This window comes from Actinoplanes flavus (assembly GCF_017592555.1).
GTDB lineage: Bacteria > Actinomycetota > Actinomycetes > Mycobacteriales > Micromonosporaceae > Actinoplanes > Actinoplanes flavus.
The window spans coordinates 44529-62698 of sequence record NZ_JAGFNS010000017.1 but is presented as its reverse complement, the minus strand read 5'-3'; the positions used below and the strand labels follow the sequence as shown (position 1 = coordinate 62698).

15 protein-coding genes and 1 tRNA gene are annotated in these 18170 nt (G+C 71.6%); 9 read left to right on the top strand and 7 right to left on the bottom strand.

Going from position 1 to position 18170, the window contains the following annotated elements; all coding sequences use genetic code 11:
• Positions 1-5: 5 nt before the first annotated feature.
• Positions 6-1256: an amino acid deaminase/aldolase gene (locus tag J5X75_RS25080; protein ID WP_208469954.1), complete on the bottom strand. Its 1251-nt coding sequence runs from the start codon at positions 1254-1256 to the stop codon at positions 6-8.
• 153 nt (positions 1257-1409) lie between these two features.
• Between J5X75_RS25080 and tmk the strand changes: the two genes are divergently transcribed.
• Complete coding sequence (gene tmk, locus J5X75_RS25075) at positions 1410-3422, top strand: dTMP kinase (RefSeq protein WP_307798249.1); 2013 nt, start codon at positions 1410-1412, stop codon at positions 3420-3422.
• On the opposite strand, the gene J5X75_RS25070 is transcribed toward tmk, so the two are convergent.
• Entirely contained in the window at positions 3391-4737 is a 1347-nt protein-coding gene (locus J5X75_RS25070) for an SGNH/GDSL hydrolase family protein (RefSeq protein WP_208469953.1), read from the bottom strand. The genes tmk and J5X75_RS25070 overlap by 32 nt on opposite strands.
• Before the next feature lie 527 nt (positions 4738-5264).
• Positions 5265-6461, bottom strand: a complete 1197-nt coding sequence (locus J5X75_RS25065; protein ID WP_208469952.1) for a DNA polymerase III subunit delta' — start codon at positions 6459-6461, stop codon at positions 5265-5267.
• A gap of 210 nt (positions 6462-6671) precedes the next feature.
• On the opposite strand from J5X75_RS25065, the gene J5X75_RS25060 reads away from it, so the two are divergent.
• From J5X75_RS25060 to J5X75_RS25050, 3 genes are read left to right on the top strand one after another with little or no spacing between them, the layout of a single operon-like run.
• Complete coding sequence (locus J5X75_RS25060; protein WP_208469951.1) at positions 6672-6998, top strand: YbaB/EbfC family DNA-binding protein; 327 nt, start codon at positions 6672-6674, stop codon at positions 6996-6998.
• A 1-nt stretch (position 6999) separates the two neighbouring features.
• Positions 7000-7299 (top strand): hypothetical protein, encoded by a 300-nt coding sequence (locus J5X75_RS25055; RefSeq protein ID WP_208469950.1) that lies wholly within the window; start codon positions 7000-7002, stop codon positions 7297-7299.
• On the top strand, positions 7299-7904 hold the full coding sequence (locus J5X75_RS25050; protein WP_208469949.1) for a hypothetical protein: 606 nt from the start codon (positions 7299-7301) through the stop codon (positions 7902-7904). Before J5X75_RS25055 ends, J5X75_RS25050 begins: the two co-directional genes overlap by 1 nt.
• Before the next feature lie 630 nt (positions 7905-8534).
• Here J5X75_RS25050 and J5X75_RS25045 read toward each other — a convergent pair.
• The gene (locus J5X75_RS25045) at positions 8535-9623 is read right to left on the bottom strand and encodes a hypothetical protein (protein WP_208469948.1); all 1089 of its coding nucleotides are present in this window, start codon (positions 9621-9623) and stop codon (positions 8535-8537) included.
• A gap of 810 nt (positions 9624-10433) precedes the next feature.
• Between J5X75_RS25045 and J5X75_RS25040 the strand changes: the two genes are divergently transcribed.
• Both J5X75_RS25040 and J5X75_RS25035 read left to right on the top strand, forming a co-directional pair.
• A complete protein-coding gene (locus tag J5X75_RS25040) occupies positions 10434-11276 on the top strand; it encodes a PSP1 domain-containing protein (RefSeq protein ID WP_208469947.1) in 843 nt (280 codons plus the stop codon).
• 384 nt (positions 11277-11660) lie between these two features.
• Positions 11661-11975, top strand: coding sequence for a hypothetical protein (locus J5X75_RS25035; protein WP_208469946.1), 315 nt, complete (start codon positions 11661-11663; stop codon positions 11973-11975).
• Positions 11976-12187: 212 nt separating this feature from the next.
• On the opposite strand, the gene J5X75_RS25030 is transcribed toward J5X75_RS25035, so the two are convergent.
• Both J5X75_RS25030 and J5X75_RS25025 read right to left on the bottom strand, forming a co-directional pair.
• The gene (locus tag J5X75_RS25030; RefSeq protein WP_372450951.1) at positions 12188-12652 is read right to left on the bottom strand and encodes a hypothetical protein; all 465 of its coding nucleotides are present in this window, start codon (positions 12650-12652) and stop codon (positions 12188-12190) included.
• A 269-nt stretch (positions 12653-12921) separates the two neighbouring features.
• A tRNA-Thr gene (locus J5X75_RS25025) sits at positions 12922-12998 on the bottom strand.
• A 58-nt stretch (positions 12999-13056) separates the two neighbouring features.
• Here J5X75_RS25025 and J5X75_RS25020 point away from each other — a divergent pair.
• Positions 13057-14766: a metallophosphoesterase gene (locus J5X75_RS25020; RefSeq protein WP_208469944.1), complete on the top strand. Its 1710-nt coding sequence runs from the start codon at positions 13057-13059 to the stop codon at positions 14764-14766.
• Between the two features lie 191 nt (positions 14767-14957).
• Positions 14958-15701, top strand: coding sequence for an SDR family oxidoreductase (locus tag J5X75_RS25015; protein ID WP_208469943.1), 744 nt, complete (start codon positions 14958-14960; stop codon positions 15699-15701).
• Positions 15702-15722: 21 nt separating this feature from the next.
• On the opposite strand, the gene J5X75_RS25010 is transcribed toward J5X75_RS25015, so the two are convergent.
• Positions 15723-16913, bottom strand: coding sequence for an MFS transporter (locus tag J5X75_RS25010; RefSeq protein ID WP_208469942.1), 1191 nt, complete (start codon positions 16911-16913; stop codon positions 15723-15725).
• Between the two features lie 61 nt (positions 16914-16974).
• Here J5X75_RS25010 and J5X75_RS25005 point away from each other — a divergent pair.
• Positions 16975-18170, top strand: a 1196-nt coding sequence (locus tag J5X75_RS25005; RefSeq protein ID WP_307798248.1) for a geranylgeranyl reductase family protein, incomplete at its 3' end; no start/stop codon positions are given.

Sequence of the window (18170 nt, the reverse complement as noted above, 5' to 3'; positions counted from 1 at the left end):
CATTTTCAGCCCAGGAAGGCACGGCCTTCTCCTCGGTAGGTGGGGGCCGGCGTCGCTGTCTCGCCGTCGATCAGCTGTAGCTCGTTGACGTGTTCACACAGCTCGCCGGCCTTGGCGTGGCGGAACCACACCCGGTCGCCGGGAACCAGCCGCTCGGCGGCCGCGCCCAGCAACGGCGTCTGCACCTCACCGGCGCCCTCGTCGGCCTTGAACCGCAGGCCCTCGGGCAGCCACGGGACCGGCAGACGGGACGGTTCGGGCGCGCCCGAGGCGATCCAGCCGCCGCCCAGCACGGTGGCGATCCGGGGCGCCGGCCGGCGGACCACGGAGAGGGCGAAGAACGCCGCCGGAGTGGGCTGCCAGTTCCGGTAGGTGTCGAAAAGCGTGGGGCCGTACAGGCCGGACCCCGCGGTGACCTCGGTGACCGCGGGATCGGCGCTGGTCGCGGCGACACTGCCGGTGCCGCCGCCGTTCACGAACTCGAGATCGGCGTGCTCGCGGACCGCCTTCACCGCCGCGGCGCGCCGCTCCCGCAACTCCGGGAGCGCGCGGCTCTGCATCATCCGGATGGCCCGCGCCCGCAGCGCCTGACCGGGCGGGTTGTCGCCGACGCCGGCGATGTGCGCCTCGTAACACATCAGCCCGACCAGGCGGAATCCCTCGCGCCCGGCGATGGTCGCGGCCAGATCGCCCGCTTGCGCGGCCGAATGCACCGGCGACCTGCGCACCCCGATGTGCAACGACCCGGCGGGACGCCAGGAAGCATCAAGATCGATACATAGGCGTACGGGTGAGCGCCCACCCGGAGCGGCGACGGCATCGATCAGGTCGAGCTGGGACGGGTGGTCGACCATGATCGTGATCGCGGCGGCCAGTTCCGGGTCGGCGGCCAGCTCGCCCAGCGCCGTGCGGTCCACGGTGGGATAGGCCACCAGGACGTCATCGGTCACGCCGGTGCGCACCAGCCAGATCGCCTCGGGCAGGGTGTAGGCCATCACCCCGTGCCAGCCGGGCCGGGCCAGCACCCGTTCCAGCAGCGCCCGGCAGCGCACCGACTTGCTGGCCACCCGGATCGGCTTGCCGCCGGAGCGCCCGCTCAGCCGCTCGGCGTTGTCGTCGAAGGCGGCCAGATCCACCACCGCGACCGGGGTCTCCAGGTGGCCCGTGGCCCTGTCGAGTCGCTGGTGAAGGGCGGCGCGGTCGGTCAGCACGCCAGCACGGTATCCCGTGAGATGGGTAACGCGAAAGACATTCATCTCTGCTCCACCCGATCGTGGTTGCCCCGCGACCCATGGACCGGGCGGTTACAGTGCTCCGAGCAGTGACCACGGGAGGTAGGGGCCATCAACACGGAAACGCAACAGGACCCGGGGCCCGTCGACCTATCGGGCATAGCGGCGCTGCGCTCGGTGCTGCGGCGTCGCGGCTTCCGGCGGCTCTGGCTGGTGCTCGCCGCCGCCTCCTTCGGTGACTGGGTCGGCCTGCTCGCCACCGCACTGTTCGCCTCCGCCCAGTTCGAGAACCCGGCAGCCCAGGGCGCCGCGTTCGGCGGCACCATCGCCGTACGCCTGATCCCCGCTCTCCTGCTCGGCCCGATCGCCGGCGTCTTCGCCGACCGGTTCGACCGCCGCTACACCATGGTGATCGTCGACCTGCTGCGGTTCGTCATCTACTTCTCCATCCCGCTCGTCCCGCTGCTCGGCGGGACCCCGGCGCAGACCGTCGCCTGGGCCACCATCGCCACCTTCATCGGCGAGACGATCACCCTGATCTGGATCCCGGCCAAGGAGGCCGCGGTCCCCAACCTCATCCCGAAATCGCAGATCGAGGTCTCCAACCAGCTGACCCTGATCACGACGTACGGGATCACGCCGATCCTGGCCGCGCTGTCGCTCGCCGCGCTCACCGCCGGCCTCCAGCAGTCCGGCGCCTCCCTGCCCGACTGGGCCCAGCCCATCCAGCTGGCGCTCTACATCAACGCGTTCGCCCGGCTCGCCACCGCGCTCGTCGTCTTCTTCGGCATCAAGGAGATCGGCGGCAAGAGCGCCGCCCGGGAGAAGGCCGCCGAGCAGAGCATGACCCGCCAGTTCCTGGACGGGTGGAAGTTCATCGGCCACACCCCGCTGGTGCGCGGCCTGGTCCTCGGCATCTTCGGCGCGTTCGGGGCCGGCGGCGTGGTGATCGGCGCGGCGGAGAAGTTCGCCAAGTCGCTCGGCGCCGGCCAGGCCGCCTTCTACCTGCTCTTCGGCACCATCTTCATGGGCCTCGCGATCGGCATCGGCCTGGGCCCGATGATCGTCAAGGAACTGTCCCGCAAACGCTGGTTCGGCATGAGCATCGTGCTGGCCAGCGGCTCGGTGATGTTCCTCGGCATCTCCATCCACCTCTCCATGGCGCTCTTCGGCGCCATCATGGTCGGCGCCGGCGCCGGCATGGCGTTCCTGTCCGGCACCACCCTTCTGTACGGGGAGATCGCCGACGAACTCCGCGGTCGCACCTTCGCCGTGGTGCAGATCGGCGTCCGCACCGTCCTGCTGCTGGCCATCACGCTCTCCGGCATCCTGGTCGGCCTCGGTAGCTCCCGCCGCGTCGACCTCGGCCTCTTCCACATCGACATCTCGGCCACCCGGGTCCTGCTCGTGGTGGCCGGCGCGATCGGCATCTGGGTCGGCATCGGCGCGTTCCGGCAGATGGACGACAAGCCCGGCGTCCCGGTGCTGCCCGACCTGATCGGGTCACTGCGCGGGCGGCCGCTGTCACCGCCCGAGTCGTTCCCCCGCGCCGGCGTCTTCGTGGTCTTCGAAGGCGGCGAGGGCGCCGGCAAGTCCACCCAGGTCACCCGGCTCGCCGAGGCGCTCAAGGCGGACGGGCGCGACGTGGTGGTCACCCGTGAGCCGGGCGCCACCGACATCGGCGCCCGGATCCGCGGGCTAGTCCTGGACCGGGCCGAGACGCCGTCCGCCCGGGCCGAGGCCCTCCTCTACGCCGCCGACCGGGCGCACCACGTCGCCACGGTGGTCCGGCCGGCGCTCAGCCGCGGGGCCGTCGTGATCAGCGACCGGTACGTGGACTCGTCCCTGGCCTACCAGGGCGCCGGCCGGACCCTGCCGGTCCAGGAGATCTCCTGGCTGTCGGCGTGGGCCACCGGCGGCCTCAAGCCCGACCTGGTGGTCCTGCTGGACGTCGACCCCGGCGTCGGCCTGACCCGGGTCGAGTCCCGGGGCGAGGCCGCCGACCGGCTGGAGAGCGAGTCCCGGGCCTTCCACGAGCGGGTCCGGTACGCGTTCCTCGACCTGGCGGCCGCCGACCCCAAGCGCTACCTGGTGCTGGACGCCGCCCGGCCGGTCGACGAGATCGCCGCGGCGGTCGAGGCCCGGCTGTCGTCGCTGCTCAGCCCGGTCCCGGCCGGAACAGGCGGATAGGCACGGCGGCCGCCATCGCCGCCATGCCGGCGTCGTTCGGGTGCAGGTGGTCGCCGCTGTCGTACCGGGCGGCGAGCCGCAGCGGATCGGCCGGGTCGCGGACCGCCGCGTCGAAGTCGATCACCGCGTCGTACTCGCCGGAGGTCCGGATCCAGGCGTTCAGCGCGGCCCGCTTACGTTCGTTCTCCACCGTGTAGAAGCCGAGCGTGTCGTCCTTGAACGGCAGGATCGTCGCGCCGTACACCCGCAGCCCGGCCAGCCGCGCCCGTGCGATCAACTGGCGGTGCCCCGCGATCAGGTCGTCCGCCGTGACCACCTCCCCGGGCGGCGCCACCGTGCCCGGATGACCGAGATCGTTCACCCCGAGCAGCACCACGAGATGCGTGACGCCCGGCTGCGCCACCACGTCCCGGTCGAACCGGCGCAGCCCGCTGTGCCCGAAGAACGCCGCGAACGCCTCGGCCCCGCTGCCCGCCGGCGGGTTCGGGTCGTGCAGCAGCCGGTTGCCGGAGATGCCCACGTTCGCCACCCCGAGCCGGATCCGGGCCGACCGGAACCGCGCGGCCAGCAGGTCCGGCCAGCGGTGGTTGGCGTTGGTCACGGTGTTCGCCCCGTTGGTGATCGAGTCCCCGAGCGTGACCACCGCCCCGTCACCGCCGCCGCCCCGCACGGCGACCCCGGTGCCGTCGCCGCCGCCCTGCACGCCGATCCCGGTGCCGTCGCCGGCCTGCACGCTGACCCCGGACAGGAACAGGTACTGCCCGATCGTGCTGGTCGGGGTGATTCGTGCCGCGCCGGTCACGTTGCCGGTGGCGATCACGTTGTCTTGGAAGGCGAAGGCGGCCAGCGTGGTCACCGGCGTGCGCTCCGGCAGGAAGACGCTGATCACCAGATCGGCGCCGGGCGGCAGGCCCAGGCGCACCGGATCGCTGACCAGTGGGGCGCCAGCCGGCACGGTGACCGCCTCCCGCCCGCCGAAGGTCACCCGCCGGTCGGTGCCGGGCACCGCGTCGGTGCTCGCGCCGTCGCCGGACCGGATCGCGACCCGCACCTCGCCGATCCGCAGCGGGGTGGCGCCGAACTCGTTGGTCAGCCGGATCCGCAGCCGCTCGCCGCCCACGCTGGTGTGCACCACCTGCCGGACGGTCTGGCCATTGAGGATCAGCGGGTCGCCGGGTGGCACCGTGGTCGGCGCGGCCGCCCAGGTGGCGACCCACCCGTCGGCGCGGCCGGCCGCGGTGGCCGGGCCGGGAAGGGCGGCGGCGGTGAGCGCGGCGCCGGATGCCAGGGCCAGTACCTCGCGTCGAGTCGACATGAGCACTCCGAAACTTTCGGAAACCGGGCGGTCGGACGCTCGTAACGTAAAGCGATCAATATCTATGCGTCAAGGTTGACGGCGGCGGCAAATCGGCCTAACGTTTCGGCAAGGATTCGGAAGTTTCGGGAGTCCGGCTTGGGGAGCCAGCGCATTGCACTGAATCCGGGCCCCGGGAACCGTGTGGCCCGTGCCGGGGTCTTGCCGGCGCGGGCCACACGGCCGTTCCGAAACTCTGTCAGCCCCGCTTCTTCCGGCAGGCGCTCTTTCGGCGGGCGTTAGGCCTTGTTCTTCGGCGGGCGACTGAGCCCTGCCTTTCCGGTGGGCGCTCGGCCCCATCTTCTCGATGAACGCTCAGCCCTGTTCGCGGTTGGATGCTCAGCCCTGCTTTCGGGCCCTTCAGCCTGCTTCCGAGCCCTTCAGCCTGCTTCCGAGCCCTTCAGCCTGCTTCCGAGCCCTTCAGCCTGCTTCCGAGCCCCTCAGCCCTGCTTTCGAGCGGGCGCCCAGTCCTGCCGTCGGGTGGACCCTCAGCCCTGCCAGAGGCTGACCATCATGGCCTCCAGCGCGACCTGTGGCTTCACGTTGCGGTCGATCGCGTCGCGGCAGGTCAACACCGCCTCCAGGCGGCGCAGTGTGCTCTCCGGCGTCCACTTCCCGGCCGCCGCCGCCGACACCGCCGCCAGGTCACCGTGCACCACCGGGACGGGCGCGCGCATCGAGGTGACCAGCACGTCCCGGTAGAAGCCGATCAGATCCTGGAGCGCCCGGTCCAGGGCGTCCCGCTGGGCCCGGGTGGCCCGCAGCTTCTGGTTGCGCTCCAGCTCCTTCAACTGGCCGGCGGCGCCGCGCATCGCCGTCGTCGCCCCCCGGCCGGTGCCACCCGCGCCGAGCGCCCGCTCCAGTGCCGCTCGCTCGGCCACGTCGAGCTCCGCCACCGCGATCGCCGCCTCCTGCTTCGAGGCCGCCTCCAGCCGCGCCGCCGCGTCGAAACAGGCGCCGATGCTGGTCAGCTTGCGCGGAACGGAGAGCACGTCGTCACGCCGCCCCCGGGCCTCCGGATCGGCGGCCAGCTGCCGGGCCCGCTCCACGTCGCCCTGTGACGCCGCCGCGGCCCATGCCGCCTGATCCGGTGCGATGTCGTGGCGCCGCACGAGGACCTCGGCCACCGCGGCCGCCGGTGGCTGGCGCAGCGACACCAGGCGGCACCGGGACCGGATCGTCACCAGGATGTCGTCCGGGTGCACCGACGGCGTACACAGCAGGAAGACGGTCCGTGGAGACGGCTCCTCGATCGCCTTGAGCAGCGCGTTGCTGGCCCGCTCGTGGAGCCGGTCGGCCGCCTCGATGATCACCACCTGCCAGCGGCCGCCGGTCGGCGCGCTCGCCGCCCGCAGCACCACGGCCCTGGTCTCCTCGGTCTTGATGGTCAGACCCTCGGTCGTCACGACCTGCACGTCCGCGTGGGTGCCGCCGAGCGCCGTGTGGCAACCGTGGCACTCACCGCAGCCGGTGCCGTCCCGCTCGCACTGGAGCGCGGCCGCGAACACCCGTGCCGCGACCGTGCGCCGCGCGCCGGGCGGGCCGGTGAAGATCCAGGCGTGCGTCATGCCACCGGAATCCGGCTCGCCCGCCACGATCCGGGCGGCCGCGGCGGCGGCCCGGCGCAGCGTCACGACCGGCTCGTCCTGGCCCACCAGCTCGGAGAAGACATCATGCGGACTCACCCGACGATGGTATTTCGCCGGTACGACGAAAAGCGCCACCGGATCGAGTCGATTACGCGACGTCGCCTCCGGTTCATGCCGTGTCACGCTGCGTTGTGCTGCTCGAAGTTATCCACAAAGGACGCGGCGACGTAGCGGGACGGTCGCCCGAGCGGGTACGGTCTCAACCCGGAACGCGACGGCGACATGACGCGCGGTGAGGAGCCATGGATGGCCCGCGAGATCGACGAGGCGTGGATCGACGAGGCGATCGACCGATATCGGCGCTTCGAAGAGCTGCGTGCCGACTTCGACAAGGCCGTGTCCGCTCACACCGTCTCGGTGCATTCGCCGGACCAGTCGATCGAGGTGGTCGTGACCGCCGCGGGCGACATCGTGGACGTTCGAATGCACGGCGCGCTGCGTCATCGCGAGCCGGCCGAGTTCGCCCGTGAGATGCGCGCCGTCGTGACCAGTGCGGCCGAGGCCGCCCGCTGGGCCCGGGAGAAGCTGCATGCCGAGGTTTTCGGACAGTTCCGCACGCTGGAGGGGCACTGACATGGATCGACTCGCCGATCAGATCGACCATGCGGCGGCCGCTCTGACGACCATCGACCGCCGGATGCCCCACCTGGCCCCGGCAGCGGCCGCCTTCGGCGCCGACGACGCCGGCCGCCCAGGGCGGATCGGGCGTGCCCTCTACGCCGGCTGGACGGCCGTGCTGGCCGCGCGGGCGCGCGAGGCCGCCGACACCGCCGACCGCCTCTCCGCGATGGCGGGTGCCGTGCGTTCCGGCGCCCGGCACTACGCCGACACCGACGAGACCGTCCGGCGCCGCATCCTGCGAGGCCAGCAGTGATGGACCGGCTCGACCGACTGCTCGACGCGGCGGCCCCGCTGCTCAGCCGGGTCGACGAGGTGCTCGCCACCATCGGCGCGCCGGAGGGCCACGGCGTCTGGGCCGAGCTGCGCCGCGTCCGGCTCCTGCCCGGCGACGCGGCGCGGGCTGTCGCCGCCCTGCACCCGGCGTCCATCCTGGACGCCGTCCCCGAGCTGCGCGCCGACGCCCGGGCCTACGCCGACCTGGCCGACGCGCTACCCCTGGCCGGGAGCTGGTCGGGCGAGGCCGCGGAAGCGTACGAGGCGGCCCGCCGCCGCGCGGCCGAGCACCTCAACGGCGGCCCCGACAGTCTGGCCAGCCGCATGGAGGCGACCGCCGACCTGGCCGACGCCCTCACCGACTGGATGATCCGCACCCGCGACGACCTGGCCGTCACCCTGGCCGAGGCGTCCCTCTCCACCGAGGCGATCACCCTCACCGGCGGCGACCATCCCCCCGACACCCAGGCCACCGCCGCCGCCACCCTCGGCGCCGTCCTGCTGCGCACCATCGCCGACTCCTACGACCGAGCCGAGGACCTGCTCGACGACTCCACCGCCCTTCAGACCCCCCTACTGGTCTGACCAGGCCTTCCGCCGGGCGGCCCCCGAAGCGGCCACTCCGCACAAGCGTTCTCCGCAGACCTTTCCACGGGAGCCCTCCGGGGAAGCCCTCCGTGCCTGGCGCTCTCCGGGCGGGCTCTCCACGCGTGGCCCTTCACGTGCGCCCTTCGGGCGAGCTCTCTGGCGCCTGGGGCGTCCGCGCGAGGCTATCCGCGTGTGCCCACCAAGCGTGAGCCGTCCGCGCGGATCCTCCGCGCTTGGGGCCGCCGAGCGGGCTTCCTCGTATTTCCCCGCGCGTGGCTCTCCCCGTGTGCCCCCGCGCGGATCCTCCGCACCGGGGGCCGCCGAGCGGGCTTCCCCGTATCCCCTGCGCGTGGCCCTTCACGTGGGCCTCCGCGAGAGCCCACCGCGCGGGTCCTCCCGGGCCTGGGGCCGCCGAGCGGGCTTTCCCGTATTTCCCCGCGCGTGGCTCTCCACGTGTGCCCCCGCGCGTGGCTCTCCACGTGTGCCCCCGCGCGAGCCCACCGCCCCTGGCGCCTCCGCGGACCCACCGCGCCTCGGAGCCTCCGGGCGGGCACTCCGCGTATTTTCTCCGAGCGTGGCCCTCCGCGCGAGCCCTCCGCGCCGTGTCGGAGAGCCCGCGCGGAGAGGTCAGGAGTCGCTGCGGCGGCGACGTGACGTGAGGAACACCGCGGCGAGGCCGCCGAGCACCATGGCTGCACCCGCGATGAACAGGAAGACGACCTTCGGTCCCGTGATCGGCAGTCCCACTCCGCTCGAGCCGTCGCCTCCGGCGGAGCCGCCCGGAACGCCCTGACGGGGATCGTTCTCCGGGGCCACCGCGGCCGCTTCGAGCATGCCGATGCCCAGATCAGCGACCACACCGGACGAACCGTAACCGGGCGCGCCCCGCTCATCGTCTTCGTCGCAGACCAGGGTCACCCGGATCGCGGTGGCGCGGGCGGCGATCGCGTCCTTCGAGCTCGCCTGCCGTACCTCACCGAGGGCGACGCGCAGCGTCAGACCGGACCCACCGATCGGTGCGGAGCTCGACTCCGGCTCGCCGAGCCCGGGAATTCCCGGCACCTTCGGCAGCGGCAGCCCACCGGTCGGAGTCAGCCGGGCCGGAAGCGACTCCAGCGAACGCGGCTCCTGACGCAACGTGATGTCAACGTGATCACCCGAGGTAGCCAGCCGAGTCCGCTCACCGTTTCGGGCGGTGACCTCGACGACGGCGGGCCGGTAGTCGACCCGCCCTTCGCCGCCCGCGGTCATGCTGGCCCGCAGTTCCGGCGCCCGCACCACCCGAATTCGAACCTCGTCGTCAACCAGACTGATCCGCCCAGCGGTGATCGTCGCCGACGCGACGGTCTGCGCGCCTCCAGCGTGCTGCCGCAGCGCGGTCCCGGTGCGGCTGGAGACCATTTCCGGTACGCGCACCAGCGCCGCACTTCCCCCACCGGTGACCGTCATCCGGCTGATCTCGGCCGCCGACGAGGACACGTCACCCTCGGTGGCGCCGCACTCCATCCCGGCCGCCCACACCGCCCGTGCCCGGAGCCGCCCGGCCCCGACTCGAACCGGACCGAGCTGCTCGGCCCCCGTACCCCGTTCGTCGGCCTTTGATTTGACCGGCGGAGCCTGCTGCACCACGAAATCGCCGGCGCCGCCCCGGCCGACCTGCCCGTCGAGGATCCGCGCCGCGCCCGCCGACTTGACCGGCCCGTCGGCGATGAGCACGCTGCGCGTCTCACCGAATCCGACACCCCCGATGGCGGAATTCCGGCTGCCGCCCGACGGCTTGCCAGGCGAAGTCCGGCCCACGCCACCCGCCCGGTCGGACCCGTTCCCCGGCCCATCGGCCGGACCGCCAGCCACACCCGGCCCGCCCAGCGGATCGGCACCATCCGGCCCGCCCAGCGGATCGGCACCATCCGGCCCGCCCAGCGGACCGGCACCATCCGGCCCGCCCAGCGGACCCGCACCATCGGGCCCGCCCAGCGGGCCTGCTCCGTCTGGCCCGGCTTTCGGGCCCGCATCGCCCGGCCCGGCCAACGGGCCCGCGCCGTCCGGTCCGCCCAGCGGGACCGTTCTGTTCAGCTTGCCCAGCGGGACCGCACCGCCCGAGCCGCCGGTGCCCGAAGCGCCCCGGTCGTTCGGCTTCGACCCGGTCCCGTCCGTTCCCGGCCGGCCGGCCCGGCCGTGCGAGCCGTCGTTTTCCGCACGCCCGCCCCGCTCGGCGATGCCGAGCTCGAGCCGATCGATCCGCAGCAGTTCCGCCGCCGACTGCGCGGCGTACCGTGCGGGCTGAGCGCAGGTGACCGGCGCACCGAACGCCGGTGTCGGGGCGGTCAGGAACCCGAACATGACGACACTTGCGGCCACCGGCCTGGCGGGGTTCATGGCGAGTCCTCTCGAGGCGTTCAGCGTCTACGGGACTGGCCAACGATGGTCGATTGGGCAGGTTGCGCAGCATCTATGCGACAACCCTCGCGGGTAGTTCAAAACCGGCATTTGGTACGGCGTGCGAACCGTCGTAGGGTTGATCGCATGGGCATGCTGTGCGCGGTCAGTTTCAACCGGTACGGCCGCCTCTACTACCTCGATCCAGCCGGCTTCACCCCGGCCGTCGGTGACCGCGTCCTGGTCCCGACCGACGACGGTCCCGAGGTGGCGGAGTGCGTCTGGGCGCCGCAATGGGTCGACGAGGACACCTCGGGCTTTCCGAAGGTGGCCGGCCTGGCGGACGACCGTGACCTGCGCCGCGACGAGCAACTCCGCAAACGCAAAGCCGAGGCCAAGGTCGCCGCCAAGAAGCTGATCAAGGCTCACGAGCTGCCGATGAAGGTCGTGGCCGTCGACCACGTGCTCGACCAGCCCGGCAACGGCGGCGCCCGCACGACGATCTACTTCACCGCCCCGCACCGGGTCGACTTCCGTTCCCTGGTCCGCGACCTGGGCGCCACCCTGCACTGCCGGGTGGAGCTGCGCCAGCTGTCGGCCCGCGATTCGGCCCGGGTCCAGGGCGGCATCGGCTCATGCGGCCGCGATCTCTGCTGTGCCACCTTCCTGACCGATTTCGAGCCGGTCACCATCCGCATGGCGAAGGACCAGGACCTCCCCCTGAATCCGCTGCGGATCTCCGGCGCGTGCGGCCGCCTGATGTGCTGCCTGAAGTACGAACACCCTCTCTACCAGCAGTTCCAGGCCTCAGCCCCGGCCATCGGCTCCCGCGTGACCACGCCCGAGGGCGACGGCCGGGTGGTGGCCCACAGCGTCCCCAAGGACGCGGTCGTGGTCCGCATGGACGCCGACGGCTCCCGCTGCTCGTGCAGCCGCGCCTCGGTCTGCGCTCCCCGCCAGGCCCACGACGCCCACTACAACGCCGAGTAGCGGCCTCACCGCCCGGGCGGCAGCAGTTCATCCAGTTCCAGTGGGTCGGCCCGGTCCGCCCACCGGCTCCACACCCGCCGGCAGTCGAGGCACCGAAACGGGGTCCGGCACACCCGGCGCTGATCTTCCGCCCGCAGACACAGAAAGAACCCGAGGAGCCGAAGCTCCCCACCACACTGCGGACACGCTTCTTCCTCCATGTCGAAGAGCGTGAGGCATGCAGCCGTCCGCCGGACACCGGTCCCGGCCGACACTCGTCAAGATCTGACAGCGTTCGCTGTCTCTGCGGACCTCGTGTGGACTACTCGATCTTGAGCGTGGCGTCGCGCCGGGACGGCGACAACTCGGGTGCACCGCGCAGTCCGCTCGCGGCATGATCTCTTCATGAACGTTCGGCAATCGCGGGAGGAGCGGGCGGCCGCGTTGACCGCGATACTCCGGAAGGTCCAGGTCGCGGAGTATTGGCAGCCGCACGAGCCGTCGGGCTACATCGACACCGCGGTACGCCGGTGGACAACCTCGGACCGACGCATCAAGGCCGGCAAACGCACACCGGAGAACCGAGTTCGAGACCTTCTCCGAGGGCTCCGAGAAGCGCAGGGCGATGACTTGGTCTACGAGGAACCGGGATGGCTTGAACACCTCGCCGACCGCTTCGGCGCCGCACTACTCGCAGCCGACGCATCACCCGACTCCTGACCTCCGCGAAGCGACTGGCTGGACTCAGTTTGGAAGCTCGCTAAGCTCTGTCATGATTAGCCCGGAGTGTCTGATTAGTGGCTCTGGATATCCACTGCCCAACACCGAGCGCGGCAACGCCATCGACGCCGACGTGCGATACGCGCGGCGAAGTCGCCGATCCCGCACGCGCCGACGCCCCCTCGGCAGGCGTCAAGCAGCGACTGCTCCAGCTAACGGGGCTCTCGCTCAGCCAGCGCGCGACGGACACCACGAGCCATCCTCCGCGAGGCGTTGGGCTGCTCGATGAGGCCGAGCACCTCGGATTCGCTGAGCTCTGCTCGTCGGGCCAGCGCCAATGCCGCTGCGAAAGGACGTTCGTTCGGCTGGTTGAGCAGCGCGCGGGTCTCGATCAGCACGCCCAACAGCGTGGACCGATCCGCGTTGGGATGCCGTGCTATCGCGATCAAGATGCTGTTGCGCGTCCATCGATCCAGCCCGTCGAGCGAGACGGCGGCCAGAGTCGCTGCGTTGGCTATGGGGGATCGGGCGACAGCGCTGCGGACGAAGGGAAACGGGTTCTGCCCGAGCTGCCGCAAGCCGTCTTGATCGATCCGTGGATCACTGACGAGGTTGCGGTAGTCGACCGGCGTGCGCTCGCGAGGCAGCAACTCATAGATGTCGACCACCCTGAGCATCCTGCCACCACGAGCCGCCCTGGACGGCCGATGCCCATCCCGGTGCCTGAGCATCCGCGCCGGAGTCACCGTCGTGCCCGCCGGAGGCCGCCGGCAGGTCGAGGTGCGTCAGCCGCGCCGCGCTTGTACAGAAGCGCGGTCCTCTTCGAGGACGGTCTCGACCAGAGCGCTACCGGGCATGCGGACCATCTGCGGACCGCGAGCTCTCCGGTCACCGTGATCGACATGTTCAAAAGAAGAACCCCAGGTCGATGACCTGGGGTTTCTCGTGGAGCCGCCTGTCGGAATCGAACCGACGACCTACGCATTACGAGTGCGTCGCTCTAGCCGACTGAGCTAAGGCGGCAACTGTTAGTCATCCTACTGCATAGACGGACACCCGCTCATCGGGGGAGGATCGTTCGGTGGCCATCGTTCCTCGACAGCATCCTGCCCGGCCCGAGACGAATGTGCCGAACCGGCCACGCAGCCTCGATCCACAGGAACTCGGCTTCACCCGGAAAGGGCCGATCGGCTGGCTGGCGCCGTTGCTCCTGCTCAGCACCGGGTTGCGGGCGGTGCTGCATCTGTTCTTCGGTGCGTACCTGGACAAGCGTGAGCTGCAGAACGCGCTGGACGGCGACGTCTTCGACCATTCCACCACGGCGACCGGCGAGTTGTGGCTGGACTACGTGGCCGACCTGGGGGACGGGTTCGACGCCACATACTCGGTGGCGTACCTGTTGTCGCAGGAGGAGCTGGAGGTCGACGGCGAGCGGCTGCCCCGCGGCCGGCTGCTGCTGATGGGCGGCGATCAGGTGTATCCGCTGGCCAGCGGCGACGGCTACGAGAACCGGATGAAGGGCCCGTACCGTGCGGCTCTTCCGGAGGCGCCGGCCGGTGTGCCGCGGCCGACCCTGTTCGCGCTGCCCGGCAACCACGACTGGTACGACGGGCTCACCGCCTTCCTGCGCCTGTTCGCCCGGCGTAAGGACGGGCACATCGGCGGCTGGCGGACCGAGCAGCGCCGGTCGTATTTCGCGGTGAAGCTGCCCGCCAACTGGTGGCTGTTCGCGGTGGACGAGCAGTTCGGGGCCTACATCGACGACCCGCAGCTGCTGTATTTCGAGAAGGCCGCCGAGCAGGTCGGCCCGGACGACCGGGTCATCATCATGACGCCGTCGCCGACGTGGGTGAAGGCGCAGGACAACCCGCACGCGTACGACGCCGTCGACTACTTCATCCGGACCATTCTGGCGCCGACGCAGGCCCAGGTGCGGGTGCTGGTGTCCGGGGATCTGCACCACTACGCGCGGTTCTCCGGGGAGGACCGCGAGCTGATCACGTGCGGGGGCGGTGGCGCGTACACGCTGGGCACCCAGAACCTGCCGGACCACATCATGGTGCCGCCGAAGGAGACACTGACCCGCAGCCGGAGTCGCAGCCTCCGGTACGACCTGCGCGGCACCTTCCCGGACGCGCCGACCTCACGGCGGATGGGCTGGGGCGTCTTCCACCGGATCCCGCGGCGCAATGCCAATTTCGCCAACCTGCTCGGCATCATCCACACGCTGACCATGCTGGCCATGGCGGGCGCGGCCAGTCAGGGTGGCAACATCCAGCGCCTGTTCAGCATCCCGCTGGTGCTCATGCTCGTACTGATCATGGCCGGAACCATCGCCTTCGCGAAACCGGACGGGCATGCCCGGCACTGGGTCCTCGGGGTGGCACACGGCCTGGTCCAGATCGCCGTGGCGATCGGTGGCACGTGGGTGTGGTTGCAGCTCCCGTTCCGCGACTGGCCGTGGCCGGGCCCGCTGGCGGTCGCCGCCTTCGTCTACGGCCCGCTGATCGCGATCGTCTCCAGCCAGGTGGTGGCGCTGTACCTCCTGGTCGCCGCCAACTTCGACGTGAACCTCAACGAACTCTTCGCCGGCCAGGGCATCGAGGACGCCAAGAGCTTCCTGCGCATGCACATCACACCCGACGGCGCGCTCACCATCCACCCGATCGGCGTCGACAGGGTCTGTCACGACTGGGTCGCCGACCCCGATGGCGAGCCGCACGCGCCTTGGCTGCGTCCGGCCACCCCGCTGACCGCACACGGCATCGAGCCGCCCATCAGGATCAACTGAAAAAACATCAGGGGGTACGCGCGAACACCGCCCCACCGAATCCTGCCCGCCCCGCCGGCTCCACGCGAGCCGCTGCCCACTCGCGCCCGGTGCCGCGCCCGCCGGGCTGAGCTGCCCACTCACCCTCACCCCGGCGGCGTCGTGTCGTCCTGGATCAAGTCGGTGACCGATGTGTTCCCTACGGTGTGTGCATGGAGTCGAGTCGTGGTGTCGTGCTCATCACCGGTGCGAGCGCCGGCCTGGGCGAGGAGATGGCCCGGCAGTTCGCCGCGCTCGATTATGACCTGGCGCTCTGTGCCCGGCGAGTGGATCGCCTGGAGGCGTTGCGTGCCGAACTGTCCGGAACCAGGGTCGGCGTGAAGGCGCTGGACGTGACCGACGACGAGGCGGTCTTCGCGGTGTTCCGGGAGTTCGCCGCCGAGTTCGGCGGCATCGACCGGGTGATCGTGAACGCCGGGCTGGGCAAGGGTGCCCCGCTGGGCACCGGCCGCCCGGACGCGAACCGGGACACCGCCCGGGTCAACTTCCTCGGGGCGCTGACGCAGATGGAGGCGGCTTGCGAGATCTTCCGCGCCCAGCGGCGCGGCCATCTGGTGATCGTGTCGTCGATGTCGGCGCTGCGCGGCATGCGGAAGTCGATGACCACGTACGCCGCCACGAAGGCCGGTGTCGCCGCCCTGGCCGAGGGCCTGCGTTCGGAGCGGATTCCCGGGCTCGACGTCTCGGTCGTCTACCCGGGCTACATCCGGTCGGAGATGAACGCGCACGTCCAGCAGAGAACCCGCTTCATGGTGGACACCGAGACCGGCGTACGGGCCATGGTCGCCGCCATCGAGAAACGCCGCGCCAGGGCGTACGTCCCGGCGTGGCCGTGGGCGCCGATCGGCGTGGCCATGCGCGTGCTGCCGCTCTCGGTGGTCCGAAGGATGGTCTGAGATCAGGTCGAGGTCCGGCCGCTAGACCGGTGCGGCGCCGGCCGCCCGATCGGGTTCTCGCAGCGCCGGGGTCAGCACGATCGAAAGCACCAGCAGCATCGCCACCGCGAGCAGCCCTCGCGAGACCGTGTAGTGGTCGCCGAGGAAGCCGATCAGAGGTGGCCCGCCGAGGAAGGCGCAGTAGCCGATCGAGGCGACCACCCCGACCCGGGCCGGGGCGCGGGCCGGCTCGTCGGCGGCGGCGCTCATCCCGACCGGGAAGCCGAGGGACGCGCCCAGGCCCCAGAGCAGGGCGCCGGCGAAGGCGACCGGGGTGGACGGCCCGAAGACGAAGATCAGCAGCCCGCCCAGGCCGATCACGGCGAGCGCCCGCAGGACCGGCACCCGGCCGTAGCGGTCCAGCAGGTTGGGGCCGTACCAGCGGCCGACCGTCATGGCGGCGAGGAACAGCGCGAAGGCCAGCGTGCCGGTGGCCGCCGAGGTGCCGTAGTCGTCGATCAGGGCGATGGTGATCCAGTCGATGCCGGCGCCTTCGGTGAGCGCGAAGGCCAGCACGAACACGCCGATCAGCAGGGTGCGCGGCTCTCGCCAGGCGGCCAGGGCGCGGAACGAGCCGCCGCCGGGTTCGGGTTCGGTCTCGTCCGGCACGAATCCGCGGACCGAGACGACGACCGCCCCGGTCACCAGCACGCAGGTGAGGACCACATGCCAGGTGACCCCGATGCCGGCCTTGACGACCGCGGCGCCGGCCAGCGCGCCGGCGACCGTGCCGACGCTGTACCCGGCGTGGAACCGGGACATGACGGAGCGGCCGATCTTGCGTTCCACGACGGCGGCCTGGACGTTCATGGCGACGTCCCAGGCGCCGGTGGAGAAGCCGTAGAGGTAGAGCGCCACGACGACCGGGACGACCCCGAAGTGGTAGCCGATCGCCGCGGCCGCCAGCGACGCGCCCAGCATGACCGCCATGGTGCCGACCATGGCCCGCGACCCGAACCGGTGGACCAGGTGACCGGCCAGCGGCAGCGACGTGATGGAGCCGGCCGCGATGGCGAGCAGGACCAGCCCGAGTTCCGACGGGGTGAGCCCCAGGTGGTCGCGGATCTGCGGGATCCGGGAGGCGAAGGTCGCCATGGCGACGCCGAGGAAGATGAAGGTGATGTAGACGGAGCGGGTGCTGACCCGTGGTTCTGACGTCTCGATCGTGCTCAAGCGATGACCCCGTGTGATCGTGAAAACGTTCTCACGAGCCACGTTATCTAAACTTCGGACTGTGCAGCAGGGGCCGGAATGGGACGTCGCGGTGGTGGGATCAGGTCCGGCGGGGTTGTCCGCGGCGCACGCGGCGGCGTCCGCAGGGGCCCGGGTGATCGTGCTGGAGCGGGCCGAGCACCCGCGCTACAAGACGTGCGGCGGTGGGCTGCTCGGCGTCTCGATGCGCTTGAGCGCGCCCCGGCTCGACGTGCCGGCCCGGGATCGGATCCACGCGGTGACCTTCACCCATGACGGGCGCCGGGGTTTCACCCGCCGCTCCGCGGACGGGCCGGTGGTGACCATGGTCCAGCGCGATGACTTCGATCACGCCTGGTGCCGGGCCGCGGTGGGTGCCGGAGCGACCGTACGGGAGAACGCCCTGGTCCGGGCCGTGTCCCAGGACGACGGTACGGCCACGGTGACCCTCGCCGACGACAGCACCGTGACGGCGCGGGTGGTGATCGGCGCGGACGGTTCGGCCGGGGTGACCGCCCGGCACGTGGGGGTCGTCTTCGACCAGCAGGACCTCGGGTTGGAGGTGGAACTGGCCGCGAGCGAGACCGACCGGCGCCGCTGGCGGGGCCGGCTGCTGCTCGACTGGGGCCGGGTGCCCGGTTCGTACGGCTGGCTCTTCCCCAAGGATGACCAGCTCACCGTGGGTGTGATCATGGCGAGGGGCCGTGGCGCCGAGACCAAGCGCTACCTGCGTGAGTTCGTCGCCCGGCTGGGTCTGGCCGACCGTGTGGTGTTGCGCGATTCCGGCCACCTGACCCGCTGCCGTAGCGCCTCCTCCCCGGTGCGCCGGGGCCGGGTGCTGGTCGCCGGGGACGCGGCCGGTCTGCTGGAACCGTGGACCCGGGAGGGCATCAGTTACGCGCTGCGCTCGGGCACCTGGGCCGGCACGGTCGCGGCCGGCGGCGGTGACCTGAGCGAGTACGACCGCCTGATCGGTACGGATCTCGCCCCGGAGATGGCGGCCGGGCGCCGCCTGTTGAGCCTGTTCGGCCGCCATCCGGGGTTGGTCCACGCGGTGCTGGCCAGTCCGCTGGGCTGGCGCGCTTTCACCCGGTTCTGCCAGGGCGACTTCTCGATGGCCCGGGTGCTGCGGCGCCGGGCCGTCGACGGGGCGGTGAGTCTGCTGGGCGGGGGGGGGGGGGCGGGGGGGCCCGCCCCCCCCGCCCCCCCCCAGAAAAGCGGGGGGGCCGCGGGGCCCCC

What these genes read in the sequence shown, in the direction of transcription:
- J5X75_RS25015 (WP_208469943.1), top strand. Translation starts at nt 14,958, where the DNA reads ATGGAGTCGAGTCGTGGTGTCGTGCTCATCACCGGTGCGAGCGCCGGC.
- J5X75_RS25040 (WP_208469947.1), top strand. Translation starts at nt 10,434, where the DNA reads ATGGGCATGCTGTGCGCGGTCAGTTTCAACCGGTACGGCCGCCTCTAC.
- J5X75_RS25060 (WP_208469951.1), top strand. Translation starts at nt 6,672, where the DNA reads ATGGCCCGCGAGATCGACGAGGCGTGGATCGACGAGGCGATCGACCGA.
- J5X75_RS25055 (WP_208469950.1), top strand. Translation starts at nt 7,000, where the DNA reads ATGGATCGACTCGCCGATCAGATCGACCATGCGGCGGCCGCTCTGACG.
- J5X75_RS25070 (WP_208469953.1), bottom strand. Translation starts at nt 4,737, where the DNA reads ATGTCGACTCGACGCGAGGTACTGGCCCTGGCATCCGGCGCCGCGCTC.
- J5X75_RS25035 (WP_208469946.1), top strand. Translation starts at nt 11,661, where the DNA reads ATGAACGTTCGGCAATCGCGGGAGGAGCGGGCGGCCGCGTTGACCGCG.
- J5X75_RS25050 (WP_208469949.1), top strand. Translation starts at nt 7,299, where the DNA reads ATGGACCGGCTCGACCGACTGCTCGACGCGGCGGCCCCGCTGCTCAGC.
- J5X75_RS25080 (WP_208469954.1), bottom strand. Translation starts at nt 1,256, where the DNA reads ATGAATGTCTTTCGCGTTACCCATCTCACGGGATACCGTGCTGGCGTG.
- J5X75_RS25030 (WP_372450951.1), bottom strand. Translation starts at nt 12,652, where the DNA reads ATGCTCAGGGTGGTCGACATCTATGAGTTGCTGCCTCGCGAGCGCACG.